General features: G+C 46.6%; 13 protein-coding genes and 1 pseudogene. 9 read left to right on the top strand and 5 right to left on the bottom strand.

Annotation, left to right across the window (positions count from 1 at the left end; all coding sequences use genetic code 11):
- Positions 1-35: 35 nt before the first annotated feature.
- The 5 genes from accA to DPF93_RS12455 all read left to right on the top strand — a co-directional run bounded on the left by accA (position 36) and on the right by DPF93_RS12455 (position 4,238).
- Complete coding sequence (gene accA / locus DPF93_RS12475; RefSeq protein WP_114766484.1) at positions 36-995, top strand: acetyl-CoA carboxylase carboxyl transferase subunit alpha; 960 nt, start codon at positions 36-38, stop codon at positions 993-995.
- A gap of 161 nt (positions 996-1,156) precedes the next feature.
- Entirely contained in the window at positions 1,157-2,464 is a 1,308-nt protein-coding gene (gene tilS / locus DPF93_RS12470; protein ID WP_114766546.1) for a tRNA lysidine(34) synthetase TilS, read from the top strand.
- A 55-nt stretch (positions 2,465-2,519) separates the two neighbouring features.
- Positions 2,520-2,834: a c-type cytochrome gene (locus tag DPF93_RS12465; protein WP_114766483.1), complete on the top strand. Its 315-nt coding sequence runs from the start codon at positions 2,520-2,522 to the stop codon at positions 2,832-2,834.
- A gap of 106 nt (positions 2,835-2,940) precedes the next feature.
- Entirely contained in the window at positions 2,941-3,279 is a 339-nt protein-coding gene (glnB, locus tag DPF93_RS12460; RefSeq protein WP_040987526.1) for a nitrogen regulatory protein P-II, read from the top strand.
- Between the two features lie 113 nt (positions 3,280-3,392).
- Positions 3,393-4,238, top strand: coding sequence for an endonuclease/exonuclease/phosphatase family protein (locus DPF93_RS12455; RefSeq protein WP_114766482.1), 846 nt, complete (start codon positions 3,393-3,395; stop codon positions 4,236-4,238).
- A 5-nt stretch (positions 4,239-4,243) separates the two neighbouring features.
- Here the strand turns inward: DPF93_RS12455 and DPF93_RS12450 are convergent, their stop codons facing one another.
- The 3 genes and pseudogenes from DPF93_RS12450 to gloB all read right to left on the bottom strand — a co-directional run bounded on the left by DPF93_RS12450 (position 4,244) and on the right by gloB (position 7,327).
- Positions 4,244-4,930: a YIP1 family protein gene (locus tag DPF93_RS12450; RefSeq protein ID WP_114766481.1), complete on the bottom strand. Its 687-nt coding sequence runs from the start codon at positions 4,928-4,930 to the stop codon at positions 4,244-4,246.
- Positions 4,927-6,336: pseudogene (locus DPF93_RS12445) on the bottom strand (lytic transglycosylase); the annotation flags it as partial. The pseudogene DPF93_RS12445 and the gene DPF93_RS12450, both read right to left, overlap by 4 nt.
- A gap of 232 nt (positions 6,337-6,568) precedes the next feature.
- Positions 6,569-7,327, bottom strand: coding sequence for a hydroxyacylglutathione hydrolase (gene gloB, locus DPF93_RS12440; RefSeq protein WP_114766479.1), 759 nt, complete (start codon positions 7,325-7,327; stop codon positions 6,569-6,571).
- Positions 7,328-7,360: 33 nt separating this feature from the next.
- Between gloB and DPF93_RS12435 the strand changes: the two genes are divergently transcribed.
- Positions 7,361-8,095: a class I SAM-dependent methyltransferase gene (locus DPF93_RS12435; RefSeq protein WP_114766478.1), complete on the top strand. Its 735-nt coding sequence runs from the start codon at positions 7,361-7,363 to the stop codon at positions 8,093-8,095.
- A 4-nt stretch (positions 8,096-8,099) separates the two neighbouring features.
- Here DPF93_RS12435 and rnhA read toward each other — a convergent pair whose 3' ends face one another.
- The gene (gene rnhA, locus DPF93_RS12430) at positions 8,100-8,564 is read right to left on the bottom strand and encodes a ribonuclease HI (protein ID WP_114766477.1); all 465 of its coding nucleotides are present in this window, start codon (positions 8,562-8,564) and stop codon (positions 8,100-8,102) included.
- 57 nt (positions 8,565-8,621) lie between these two features.
- Between rnhA and dnaQ the strand changes: the two genes are divergently transcribed.
- Both dnaQ and DPF93_RS12420 read left to right on the top strand, forming a co-directional pair.
- On the top strand, positions 8,622-9,362 hold the full coding sequence (dnaQ, locus tag DPF93_RS12425) for a DNA polymerase III subunit epsilon (protein WP_114766476.1): 741 nt from the start codon (positions 8,622-8,624) through the stop codon (positions 9,360-9,362).
- A gap of 8 nt (positions 9,363-9,370) precedes the next feature.
- Complete coding sequence (locus DPF93_RS12420; RefSeq protein WP_114766475.1) at positions 9,371-10,639, top strand: TIGR03503 family protein; 1,269 nt, start codon at positions 9,371-9,373, stop codon at positions 10,637-10,639.
- A gap of 114 nt (positions 10,640-10,753) precedes the next feature.
- Here the strand turns inward: DPF93_RS12420 and fadE are convergent, their stop codons facing one another.
- Positions 10,754-13,201 (bottom strand): acyl-CoA dehydrogenase FadE, encoded by a 2,448-nt coding sequence (gene fadE / locus DPF93_RS12415; RefSeq protein ID WP_114766474.1) that lies wholly within the window; start codon positions 13,199-13,201, stop codon positions 10,754-10,756.
- A gap of 297 nt (positions 13,202-13,498) precedes the next feature.
- On the opposite strand from fadE, the gene lpcA reads away from it, so the two are divergent.
- Entirely contained in the window at positions 13,499-14,077 is a 579-nt protein-coding gene (gene lpcA / locus DPF93_RS12410; RefSeq protein ID WP_114766473.1) for a D-sedoheptulose 7-phosphate isomerase, read from the top strand.
- Positions 14,078-14,116 lie beyond the last annotated feature (39 nt).

Here is a 14,116-nt window from a genome sequence, read left to right as displayed (position 1 = left end):
TTGGTACACGTTGCCGAATCAAAAAGGATCGATAGATGAGCCTAAACTTTCTAGAATTTGAAAAGCCTATCGCAGAACTTGAAGCTAAGATTGAAGCGCTACGTGGCGTATCGCGTCATGGTGGTGAGGCTGGCGTCGATCTCGATAAAGAGATTGAGCAACTAGAGAAAAAAAGTCTAGAACTAAAAAAGAAAATCTTCAGTGACTTAGGTGCTTGGGAAACGGCTCAATTAGCCCGCCATCCATTGCGTCCTTATACACTAGATTACATCGACCACATTTTTACTGAATTTGATGAGCTTGCTGGTGACCGTCATTACGCAGACGACAAAGCGATCGTGGGTGGTATGGCGCGTCTTGAAGGTCGTCCTGTGATGATCATTGGTCACCAAAAAGGTCGCGAAACCAAAGAGAAAGTGAAACGTAACTTTGGTATGCCAAAGCCAGAAGGTTACCGTAAAGCGCTACGCCTAATGCAAATGGCTGAGCGTTTTAACATGCCGATCATCACCTTTATCGACACCGCAGGTGCCTACCCAGGTGTTGGCGCTGAAGAGCGTGGTCAATCAGAAGCAATCGCAACCAACTTGAAAGTGATGGCTGGTCTTAAAGTGCCAGTGATCTGTAACGTAGTGGGTGAAGGTGGTTCAGGTGGTGCACTGGCGATTGGTGTCGGTGACTATGTGAACATGCTGCAATACTCAACCTACTCAGTAATTTCACCTGAAGGTTGTGCATCAATCCTATGGCGTGATTCAGATAAAGCACCGCAAGCGGCAGAGGCGATGGGTCTAATCGCTCCGCGTCTCAAAGAGCTTGAGTTAATCGATGAGATCATCGAAGAGCCACTAGGTGGCGCACATCGTAACCACAAGCAAATGGCGGCAAATATGAAGCAAACTCTGCTTCGTCAACTTGAAGAGCTTGAGCAGTTTGATGATGAAGCACTAATGGCACGCCGTTATCAACGTCTTATGAATTACGGTTACTGCTGATCCCTGCCTACTCAGAATTACAGCTTTGTTGAAGGGTAACCTAGCTGTAAACCCGATTAGTTTGGGGAAATGACAGAAAATAGATGAAAAGGGTTGAGCTAGTCTCAACCCTTTTGTTTTGGTGTAGAATAATGGCAACAACTCTCTCGATGCTCTCGACCATGGATCCTCTATTAGATCTTTTTACACACACTGTTAATGAGTCCAAGCCGAATAAATTGGTGTTAGCGCTAAGTGGCGGCATTGATTCACGCGTGTTACTCGACTTACTGCGTCGTTATAAGCAGCAATATCCAGTTCCCTGCTTGGCGGTTCACGTTCATCATGGCTTGAGCAGCAATGCTGATAATTGGGCAGCGCAATGCATCGATTGGTGTCAGCAATCAGAGATAGAGTTGCGGGTTGAGCGGGTTCAGCTAGATCTTGCCGGTCGCAGTATTGAAGAAAGTGCACGTGAAGCCCGCTATCAGGCATTAGCGAAACACTTGCAGTCCGGAGACATCTTACTCACTGGTCAACATAGTGATGATCAACTCGAGACCTTTCTTTTAGCACTAAAGCGCGGCAGTGGTCCAAAAGGCTTGTCCGCGATGGCAAAGCAAATCCCTTTTGCCAGTGCAAGTATGTTACGCCCACTTTTGTGCGCCTCTCGAACACAAATCGAACAGTACGCGCAACAGTATCAACTCACTTGGGTGGAAGATGAGAGTAATCAAGATACTCGCTTTGAGCGCAATTTTATCCGCCACCAAGTAGCGCCGATTTTGCAACAACGTTGGCCACACTTTAGTAAGTCTGTGCAGCGCAGCAGTGAGTTATGTGCCGAGCAAGAAGCGCTATTGCAAGAACTACTGCAAGATAAGCTTGAGCAAGCGATGTGCGAATATCAAAGCCTTTCAGTCGAAGTATTAGCCACATTTAGTGAACGAGTTCGCAGTCAAATTATCCGCCAATGGCTTGCTAAGCTTGAGGTTAAGATGCCAAGTCGTGAACACCTAGTCAAGATCTGGCAGGAGGTGGCTTTAGCGCGTGAGGATGCCAATCCGATTCTCAACTTAGGATATGGTCAAATTAGGCGCTTTGAACAGCGTCTCTATTGGGTGACCGAGGTACACGACATCTCAAGTTGGCATCAGTCTATCAGCTTAGATGAAACCGTAGCGCTGCCGGATGGTTTAGGCGAGATTACATTGCGCCTTCAAGCGGGTGGTTTGCTGGCTGCGGATACACTGCAAGATAAGAACTTATCGATCATTTTTGACCCACAAGGGTTAAGTGCTCATCCGGTTGGACGTGGACACAGTCGAAAACTAAAAAAACTGTTTCAAGAGTATGGCGTACCAAGTTGGCAGAGGCGGCGTTTGCCGATATTGATGTGTGAAGATCGGGTGGTCGCTATCGCCAATCTTTTTATTGATCAAAGATTTGCCGGGCAAGATTGTGAACTCATCTGGGACAAGCCCCTTTAACTTGTGTGACAATTATCTTGATAAATAGAAACAGAATAATAGATAAGGAACAGCAATGAACAAATGGGTGTTTGGTATTCTAATTGGGCTCAGCTTAGTGAGTACTTCGTCATTGGCGGCAGGTGATGCAGCAGCGGGTAAGGCAAAAGCAGGCATCTGCGCTTCTTGCCATGGCGTGGATGGTATAGCCTTAATCCCGGGTTACCCAAACCTCAAAGGGCAGAATGAGCAATATCTTGTGGCTTCGATGAAAGCCTATCAAACCAATCAACGCCAAGGTGGTTTATCGGCGGTAATGAAAGTGCAAGCGGATCTACTCAGTGATGCCGATATCGCGAATTTAGCGGCATACTATGCAAGTTTGAAATAGTTAAAGTTAAAATATCAGTTTATCGCCCAAGCCTTCTCGCTTGGGCTTTTTATTGCGCTAGCTTTTTGGGATAATGGCGCAAACAACGTAAGTTTAAGGGATGAACATGAAAAAGATTGAGGCAATTATTAAGCCTTTTAAATTGGACGATGTGCGTGAAGCTTTGGCAGAAGTTGGTATTACTGGTATGACGGTTTCTGAAGTGAAGGGCTTTGGTCGTCAAAAAGGTCATACAGAGCTTTATCGTGGTGCTGAGTACATGGTCGACTTTTTACCGAAAGTGAAGCTAGAGATTGTCGTAACCGATGAAGTGGCTGATCAATGTGTCGACACGATTATCGAGACTGCACAAACTGGTAAAATTGGTGATGGTAAAATCTTCATCACTGATGTTGAGCGTGTTGTCCGTATTCGTACCGGTGAAGAAGACGAAGACGCCATCTAATTTTGATGAAAGAGCCGCAAGGCTCTTTTGTTTTATTCCCTTTCCCCATTCCCCTGCAAACTCAAATAAATTGAGTACAATATGGATATTAGCTGGGCTGAGATATCCGAATTATGAAAAAAAGAACCCTTATCGCCTTACCTTTGGTTGCGGTCGCCGCGACGATATTCGCTTACCATACGATATTTACTTTGCCTGACTCTGCCCAAGTATCTACCTTATCGCCTGCCACACAAGCACCTGAACTGGCTTGCTATAACAACCCTAAAGCTACAGTGCTCGACAAGCAAGGCGAGCTAAATGTGCTGGTTTGGAATATCTATAAGCAGAATCGAAGCAGTTGGCAGAGCGCGTTAGATTATCTTGCGCAGGATAAACAATTGCTGTTGCTGCAAGAGGCGAGCATGACACCGGAACTGCGTCATTGGATCGATCAGGGTCAGTGGAGTGGCAATCTGGTCGATGCGTTTAAAGCGTTTGATACCTCAGCTGGCGTGTTGAATTTGGCGCATGAACTGCCTAGAAAAGCGTGCGCATACACAGAGATGGAACCTTGGTTGCGACTACCTAAATCGGCAATATACGCCAACTACCCGCTGTCTAATGAGCAAAGTTTGGCGGTGGTAAATATCCATGCGATTAATTTCACCTATGGCACCGAGGAGTACCATAGCCAATTGGGTAAACTCGCCAAAGCGCTCGCACAGCATTCGGGTCCAATGATCATTGCTGGCGATTTTAACAGTTGGAGTGAAGAGCGTTTACAAGTAATGAAGTCACTGCTTGAAAAACTTCAGGTAACAGAAGCGATTTATCAGCCTGATCATCGTAAGCAATTTATTAATGGCTTGCCGCTTGATCACCTTTTTTATCGGGGCTTAGTGCTAGAAAAAGCAAAGGCGCCAATAAGTGACGCCTCTGATCATAATCCAATGGAAGTCTATTTTCGCTTACCTTAGTTGGCTTAGAAAATCACAATAAACAGCGCCCAAGCAACAAAGTATATAAACCAAGGTAGTGCAGAGATTGCCAGCGCTTGTCCGCGTTCGAACTCCGTCCAAGTGCCGACTGCTGCGTAGCTAAGTGCGATATACCAAGGCATCAGCAGCGGTAGAGTATTGGCAAAATTAAACCATTCGCTGGTCATCGGTAGCTTTAACAGACCATTAAGGCTATTGAGATCAGCGGCATAGCTCATCACCTGACCATGTTTAAGTAGTGCGCTGATATAGCTTGCCAAATCACCAATCACGGCAGGAAAGATGATCACACAACTAGCGGCAAACCATTTCCAGAATCCGTGTTGATGCTGGCTTGGCTTGGTCGCAAAGAACAGCCATAACGCTAGCAGTGCAATCGTGGTAATGCGCCCCAAAATATCAAGGATGATTTCGGATGCCATTAACGTGTTAGTATCGAGTAGCGCAATTTGCTCTGGGCTGACTTGCTGCAGTTGCGGGATCAAAGCTTGTTTTAGCCACTCAAAATCAACCATGTCAAAGTAGGCACCCCAAAAAAGAAATGGGGTGACTAATAACACGATAAACGGTTGCCAGCCCCACATGCCGCGTTGATGCAATGCAAGAAAACATGCACTCGGCGAGCGAAATATATCCACTAGCATAGAAAGTGGGTTACTAGAAGGCGTCATACACTTACCTTAGTGACATCAACATACAACTTGAGTTTCTGTCCCGGTTGTAGGTACTTTTTCTTCTGTAGGTTATTCCACTTTACGATGTCTTGGCTTTTCACCTTAAACTTACTAGCGATGCCGCTAACCGTGTCGCCGCTGCGCACGTTGTAGAATACAGTACGGATGATTGCGCCATCAGAACTGTTTTTCCAGATCACCAGTTTTTGCCCTACGCGTAGGGTATCGCGAGGTCCCATGCCATTCCATTTTGCTAGCGAGGTGTGTGACACCTTGTTGGCTTTAGCAATGCTCCAAAGGCTGTCACCTTTGGTCACGGTATGAGTCACTTTAAACTTACCGCGCGCGGTTGCTTGTGTTTTCGCCAAGCGATTAGAGGCACTTAAGCTGTAGGCTTTATCATCTTTGGTGGAAACCGGGATAAGTAAGTGCTGACCAACACGAATATTGTTGTTACTCATGTTATTCGCGCTACGGATCACCTGGCTGGTGGTGCTGTATTTGCGCGCTAACACGCTAACCGTATCACCAGACTTAACTTTATAGCGCACCACTTTCATGCCTTTTCCACGGTTTGCTGTCAGCTCAGTATTGAATTTTTTTACTGAATCTAGCGGCAGAAGCAATTGGGTGTTGCCGTCAGGTGACGTTGCCCATTGATTGTAAGCTGGGTTTAAGCTTTGTAGCTCACGTACCGAAATTCCGGCGTAGTTGGCGGCAATAGCAAGATCGAGCTGCTCTTTAGGTTGAACCAACTCAACCACAGGTTTATTGGCAATCGGCGGGATCTCAATGCCGTATTTTTCTTGGTTCGCCACCACATCAGCCAAAGCTAACAGTTTTGGTACATAGCTACTGGTTTCTTTTGGTAAGTCGAGCGAGAAGAAATCGATCGGCTTGCCTAATTTTTTGTTTTTACGGATAGCACTGGAGACACGACCGCCACCACTGTTATAAGCGGCAATAGCGTGTGACCAGTTGCCATCAAAGCGTTGGTTAAGATCGGTCAGAAAATCGAGCGCTGCACCGGTAGCAGCAGGGACATCGCGACGGCCGTCATACCAGAAGTCTTGCTCAAGCCCATACATCTTGCCGGTAGATGGCACAAATTGCCAAAGACCCGCCGCGCTGCCGTGAGAGTAGGCAAAGGCATCAAATGAGCTTTCCACAACCGGCAGTAGGGCAAGTTCGAGCGGTAGCCCTCGTTTCTCAATCTCTTCAGTGATCAGGAATAGGAAAGGTTCAGCGCGCTTAGAAACCGTTTTTAGGTGGTTAGGGTGCTTTAGGTACCAAGTTCGGTAGTAGTCCACTTTTTTGTGGTTAGGAATTGGCATCTCCAATTGCATCGCGATGCGTTTCCACACATCTTGTTGCGATTGAGGGGTAACCACAGGAGCTGCAACTACTTCAGGTTCTACAGGTGTAGTCACCGATGATGCTGGAGCTACTGTAACAGTAGAATCGTTGCCTGATGTTGTCTGCGCATCAGATTTTTCAGTAGTAGGCTGGGTGGTTTGGCAACCGGCTAAAAGCAGTAGCGTCACCCAGCTGTATTTAAATCGCATGGAACAGCCCTTTTAAAAAATGGCTGCTGATAATACTTGCGACTCTGGTTATATGACAAGCAAGAAAACGTTAAAATTCGTTCTTCCACTCACGTAATGCTGTAAAAATTGAGATAGGATCCATTTGCGCTGTACGATTGCTCACGGACTTTATGACACTTGGCTCATCTGCACGCAGGAACGGGTTAATCCACTTTTCTCGGCGGATTGTGGTTGGCAAAGTGGGTTTGTTTTGTGCGCGCAGGCGAATCACTTCGTCGCGATACTTTTGCAGTTGTGCGTTATCAGGTTCAACCGCAAGGGCGAAGGCAATATTACTCGCCGTATACTCGTGAGCAGCGAACACTTCGGTCTCTTCTGGCAAAGCGACTAACTTTTGTAGCGATTGATACATTTGCTCCATGGTGCCTTCAAATACGCGTCCACAGCCAGCAGAGAAGAGCGTATCGCCACAAAAGAGTTTACCATCCCCAACATAACCGATATGACCTAGGGTGTGACCTTCAAGACCAATCACCATAAATACTTCGTCAAATAGATGAATTTGATCGCCAGCACTGACTGGATGGGTTAGGGTAGGTACGGGCTCATCGGCAGGACCCACGACATCAATCCCAGGAAATTGGCGAACCAGCTCAGGTATTCCCCCAATGTGATCATTGTGATGGTGAGTGATCAAGATCGCATCGAGTGTTAAGTTATGCTCTTGGAGATAAGCCAACACAGGGGCGGCATCACCTGGGTCGACAACCGCGCAACGGCGATCGCTATTTTCGATCAGCCAGATGTAATTGTCGTTAAATGCAGGTATGCTTTTGATATCTAACATGGTTGAGTCTCCATACATCAAAGTGAGCTAGCTATGAAACCAGCACGCAGTGAAAAAAAGCTTCAGCAGCCTCATTCTTGGGCGCAATTGAAAAACGGTCAATGGGTTAGCGAATCAATCCAAACTCGACTCGATGAGTGGTGCCCAAAACTTTTTGGCTACCATATGCTTAAACTGGGCGGGCTCAGTTGTGAGCTCACCAGTTGCAATTGCAATATTCAACATCAAGTAAATCTAGATATCCACAATCCTTTGCATAATGTGATTGCAGATGGTTACGATTTACCCTTTTTAGAGAAAAGCTTTGATGTTGTTATTCTTGCCCATCAACTTGATTACTGCAATGACCCGCATCGCATGTTGCGCGAAGTGGACAGAGTGATGATTGATGATGGCTATTTGATCATCACAGGTTTTAACCCACTAAGTTTTACGGGGTTGGCGAGTTTGATGCCTTGGCGAAAAAATAATTTGCCGTGGAGCGGTCGTATGTTCACGCCCAGTCGCGTCAAAGATTGGCTAGGGATACTCAATTACCAGGTGATTGAATGTGATCGCTATGGTTTGTTTCCTATGCAGCGTTCGCGCACGATGTGGACTTGGCTGGAGAACGGTATAGGCGATTGGGCTGCGCCTTTTGGCAGTTTGTATTATATTGTGGCGCGAAAACGCACTTACCCACTCAAGCCGATTAAACCGCATTGGAAGCTAAAACGAAAATTGACGCCAGTTAGCGTCAATTACAAGGTATCGCCAAAATCGAATTGATTGGTTAGCTAGGAATGTAACCAGTATCTTCATCGGTCGGGTTTTCTGCTGCTGTGCGCGCCAGTTCATCGCACATTTCGTTTTCGCGATGCCCTGCGTGTCCTTTAACCCAGCGCCAGTCGATTTGATGACGTTCGGTTTCTTTGTCCAACGCTTGCCAAAGATCAGCATTCTTTACCGGTTTTTTATCAGCGGTTTTCCAACCACGTTTTTTCCAGTTATGGATCCACTGAGTAATACCTTGACGAACGTATTGGCTATCAGTGGTGAGGATCACCTGACACGGTTCTTTCAAGGCTTTGAGTGCTACGATGGTAGCCATCATTTCCATGCGATTGTTGGTTGTCAGGGTATAGCCTTTGGCCAAGGTTTTCTCGTTTTGCTTATAACGCAGTACGATGCCATAGCCACCAGGTCCCGGATTGCCTAAGCAAGAACCATCTGTGAAAATTTCCACTTGTTTCGTCATGATTTGATACTATAAGAGCTTGCACATATTTACTCATAGTCTGACACATAGTTTGTAATGAATACCAGCAACAATTCTAATCAGCATCGTATCGTGGTACTCGATACCGAAACCACGGGTATGAACCAAGAGGGTGGTCCACACTACCTTGGGCATCGCATTGTCGAAATCGGTGCGGTAGAGATCATCAACCGCAAACTGACGGGTCGACATTTCCACGTCTATATCAAACCGGACCGTGAAATTCAGGCCGAGGCGATTGGGGTTCACGGTATCACCGATGAATTTTTGCGCGATAAGCCGCAATACAGTGAAGTACACCAAGAGTTCCTTGAGTTTATTAAAGGTGCTGAGCTGGTGGCGCACAACGCGCCCTTCGACGTCGGCTTTATGGACTATGAGTTCGATAAACTCGACCCACAAATCGGTAAGACCGAGCAATATTGTAAGGTGACCGATACCCTTGCTATGGCGAAGAAAATCTTCCCGGGCAAGCGTAACAACCTTGATGTACTGTGTGATCGTTATGGTATTGATAACTCACATCGTACTTTGCACGGCGCATTACTCGATGCGGAGATCCTAGCAGACGTTTACCTGCTAATGACAGGTGGACAAACCTCACTGCAATTTAATGCTGGCAGCAACAGTGAAGGTATGGGAGGTGAGTCAATAAAACGTGTCTCTAGTGAACGAAAAGCGCTAAAGGTTTTACGTGCAACCGCCGATGAGATAGAAGCACATAATGGTCGTTTAGATATCGTTGAGAAAAGCGGAAGCTGCCTTTGGCGTCAATAGGAGAAAAGATGTTGAGGATCGGATTTGCCTTACTGGGGCTATTGGTGAGTTCACTGTGTTTTGCAACGCAAGCGGCGACTCTCTCTGAAAGCTCAATGTCTTTACTCGACAACCGTTTTCGTGTCGACCCGAGCATTAAACAGATCACCTTTGTGATTTATCGGGCAGAAAATTCCAAATCAGTGGTGCTTGTGCGTCCTGATGGGCGTAAATACTACTCTCATCGCCATCCTGAAAACGTTCGCTGGTATCAAGAGCCAGCGATGGACATTATTTCCATCGATAGACCAATGCCAGGACCTTGGCAGGCGGTTGGCAAAGTGACGCCAAAAAACAAGATTGAGCTGATCTCCCACCTTAAGCTTTCAGCTGATGTTTTGCCTGAGCGACTGTTTCAAGGGGAAGAGCTGAAATTTACTGCGCGTTTGACCTCTGATGACAAGCCGTTAGTGCTGCGAGATTTTTTGGATCGAGTAAAGCTCAAGGTTACCTTTACTAAGTTTGTTGCCAATGAAGAGAGCTTAATTAAAGAAGCTCGCCCAGTACCGATTGAGATCGGCGAATTTGCCGATGATGGTGTTGATCTTGATGAGAAAGCTGGTGATGGTGTCTTTACCGTAAAGTTACCGATTTCGCCTGAGCCGGGTAAATATCGTGTTCGGATTACTTCTGGCAACGGTGTGTTTTTGCGTGCGCAAGAGCAGGAAGTGCTGGTTTATCCAAGCCCAGTCGAGCTGACGTTTATTCAGTCTCGCCAGCCAAATCAAGCGCATCAAGTTATTTTCTCTGGTGAGCAAGGCATGATTGCTCCTGGCAGCATGGCTGCGCATATTGAACATACCGATTCTGGGCATGCCACCATCGCGGTTGAAGGTGCCGCCGCTTCAGATGAGGCGAGTAAAGTTGCGCTAGAAATTCCTTATTCAGGTGTGATTGGTCAATATTCGTGGAGTGGTGAGGTGTACGCGACAGAGCTTGGTTCTGGGCGCGAGCTCATGTTCCCTCTTGGCGAGCATACCTACAGTGTGGTTAAAGATATTGATTTGGCAGAAACTCGCCGTTTGCAAGAGCAAGAACGCATTCAGCAAGCAAAGCTCCTTGAAGCACAGCGCATCAAAGAGGTGCGTGAGTCTCAGCGTCAAACGAGTATGATGATTATCATTGTGGGCAACCTAGTGGTAGTGCTTATCGGTTTGGTAACCTGGTTTGTGATGCGTAAGCTAAAAGCCAAGCGAGCTGCTATTCCTGAAATGCAGTTGGAAATGCCGAAAAAATAGTACTGCACTTATCCAAAGTGGTAAAAGCTTCAGAGTATTAAAAAGGGCAGCGTTAGCAGCCCTTTGTTATTTAACCGCTTAGTGGTTTACCCACGCGGTGTGCTCTCGGTTTAGTTAAGCGACTTCATCCATGCTGATTGGTTGTAGAGGTTTGGCTGCCAGCGCTTGCGGTTCAAAATCATCCACATTGATCACGTAAAGGCGTTGCTTCTCCGCTTCGATCAGTAATTGAGCTTCTTGCTGATCAATCACCCCCATCTCTAGTCCCAGCTCTGCCACTTTATCTAACATTAGGAAAGGTTTACGTTTGCCTTGTGCTTGGCACACTTTATCAAACACCGGCTCTGCTTCTAAGATGACATGCAATGCGTGTTCGATACGACCTGCAGGGTTAAACTCACTGGCAGCTAAGTACTGATTGCGACCAAGACGTGAGCGAGTGTCACTTGGTGTTTGCAATAATTGTGCGACTTGGCTGTCGAGTTTATCACTTGGCGCTTTACGCACTCGTCCTAATGGCATGACCACCAACTTGAGCAAAGTCGCCACGATGCGGTTCGGGAAGTTTGCCAATAGACCTTCGATCGCTTGTTCTGTCTGATACAAGCTATCTTGCATGCCCCAGTGAACCAAAGGTAAGTCTTGCGCGTTACGTCCTTCCATATCATAGCGTTTTAGTGTCGCAGAGCTGAGATATAACTGACTCAACACATCACCAAGACGCGCAGATAGGCGCTCTTTACGTTTCAACGAGCCGCCCAATACCGCCATTGAAATATCGGCTAACAGGGCAATATTGGCGCTGTAGCGATTTAATTGCTGATAGTAACGCTTGGTTTGATCGCCAACTGGCGCAGATGAAAAGCGACCATCGGTGAGACCAAGCCACAAACTGCGTACTAAGTTACTGATGGTAAAGCTAACGTGTCCAGCAAGGGCTGCATCAAATTTTTCTAGCGCATCGCTTTGCTCTGAATACGCTGCATTCATTTCACTTAATACATACGGATGACAACGAATTGCGCCTTGACCGAAGATGATCATTGAACGGGTAAGAATATTCGCCCCTTCAACAGTGACCGCAATCGGCGCACCTTGGTAACCACGAGCTAAGAAGTTCGAAGGTCCCATACAGATGCCTTTACCACCAACGATATCCATCGCGTCGATAATGCTAGCTTGTCCACGGTGAGTACAGTGATACTTAACGATCGCTGAGATAACCGATGGCTTCTCGCCTAAATCAATACCAGCGACAGTCAGTTCACTCGCCGCATCCATCACATAGGCGTTACCTGCAAGGCGTGCGAGTGGCTCTTCCACCCCTTCCATATGTCCGATAGGTTGCTTAAATTGACGGCGGATTCGCGCATAGGCACCTGTTGCCAGAGCGGCTGTTTTGATGCCGCCGGTAGAGTTCGATGGTAGGGTAATACCACGACCGACCGACAGACACTCAACCAGCATACGCCAACCTTGTCCCGCCATTTTTTGCCCGCCAATTATGTAATCAATTGGCACAAATAACTCGTTTGCACGGGTGGGACCGTTTTGGAAAGGGACATTCAAAGGGAAGTGGCGATTACCAATCTCTACCCCTTTTAGATGGGTTGGGATCAGCGCGCAGGTAATGCCAAGATCAGGCTGATCGCCCAGTAAAGCATCAGGGTCACGCAACTTAAACGCAAGACCGAGTACTGTCGCAACCGGTGCTAAGGTGATGTAGCGTTTGTTCCATGTTAGGCGCATACCAAGTACTTTTTCGCCCTGCCAGTCACCATAGCAAACTACGCCATAATCAGGAATCGCCCCGGCATCTGAGCCAGCCTCAGGGCTGGTTAAGGCAAAACAAGGGATCTCTTTACCTTGTGCAAGGCGAGGTAGGTAGTAATCTTTTTGTTCAGTAGTGCCGTAATGTTGCAGTAATTCGCCAGGACCAAGCGAGTTTGGTACACCTACAGTAGATGAAAGCACACCAGAGACGCCAGTTAGTTTTTGCAGCACGAGAGATTGCGCGTATGCCGAGAACTCTAATCCGCCATATTTCTTTTTGATGATCATGGCAAAGAACTTGTGATCTTTTAAGTACTGCCAAACTTCGGGTGGTAGATCGGCAAGTTCATGGGTGACCTGATAATCACTCACCATAGCACACACCTCTTCAACCGGACCATTTAGGAACGCTTGCTCTTCAGGGCTTAGCTTAGGTGCCTTGATCGCATGCAGCTTGTCCCAATCGGGTTTGCCTTTAAATAGTTCCGCTTCCCACCAAACGGTGCCGGCATCCAAAGCTTCTTTCTCGGTTTGTGACATCGCTGGTAGCACTTTGCGAAACACTTTTAGTGCTTTGCCGCTGATCACAGATTGGCGAATCGAGGGCACCAGTAACACAGCGCCAGCTGCAAGAAAGACAATCCAACTTAAAGCGCCAACCGTACCGACTATTGTCAGAACGATCATCGTTACTGTCATCGCGGCAACTGAAGTCAGCACAGAAGATCGATGATAAAGGCAAGCACCGAGTACGGCGACAAAGCCCAAAGTAGAGAGCAAGATATCCATATTGAGGTTCCTTTTCAGACATTGTTGTTATTTATACGTCTGTTTACGTTAAGTGGTCTAACCAGTTAAATTGTAATCGAGATATTAAAGAAATGTAAAATCAATAACTGTCTAAAAAGTGATCTAAGTAGAGTTAAAAATCTATTTTTGCGTGGTGATGACGAATTTGTGTACGTGAAAGTTCAAGAATCCTAGAAATCTTGCTGGTGGACTATCGACAGTTGCGTAGGTTCAAGTAAACTCAGGTTGTATAGGAGTAACAAGACTCCAAGTTAAACTGAATTCAAGAGAGTGCTTATGTACCAGGATTTGATTAAAAGCGAGCTAACAGAAGCTGCTGATGTACTGAACAAGTTCCTTAGTGATGATCACAATATTGCCCAAATTGAAGCGGCAGCAAAACTGATCGCTGATTCATTTAAGCAAGGTGGCAAAGTGCTATCTTGTGGTAACGGTGGTTCACACTGTGATGCAATGCACTTTGCTGAAGAGCTAACGGGTCGTTACCGTGAAAATCGCCCAGGCTACCCGGGTATCGCGATCTCTGATCCAAGCCACTTGTCTTGTGTAAGTAACGACTTCGGCTACGATTTCGTTTTTTCTCGTTACGTAGAAGCAGTAGGTTCTAAAGGCGACGTATTGTTTGGTCTATCTACATCAGGCAACTCTGGCAACATTTTAAATGCGATTGATGCAGCTAAAGCGAAGGGCATGAAAACCATCGCTCTAACGGGCAAAGATGGCGGCAAGATGGCGGGTTGTGCGGATATTGAAATCCGTGTTCCTCATTTTGGTTACGCTGACCGTATTCAAGAAATCCACATCAAGATCATCCACATTGTGATTCAACTGATCGAGAAGGAAATGGAGAAGTAATCTTCATTTCAAACCACACGGTTTAGGCAGCAGCGGCTT

It is taken from the genome of Vibrio rhodolitus, assembly GCF_003350325.1.
GTDB classification, from domain to species: Bacteria; Pseudomonadota; Gammaproteobacteria; order Enterobacterales; family Vibrionaceae; genus Vibrio; species Vibrio rhodolitus.
This window is presented reverse-complemented; position numbering and strand designations above follow the sequence as displayed.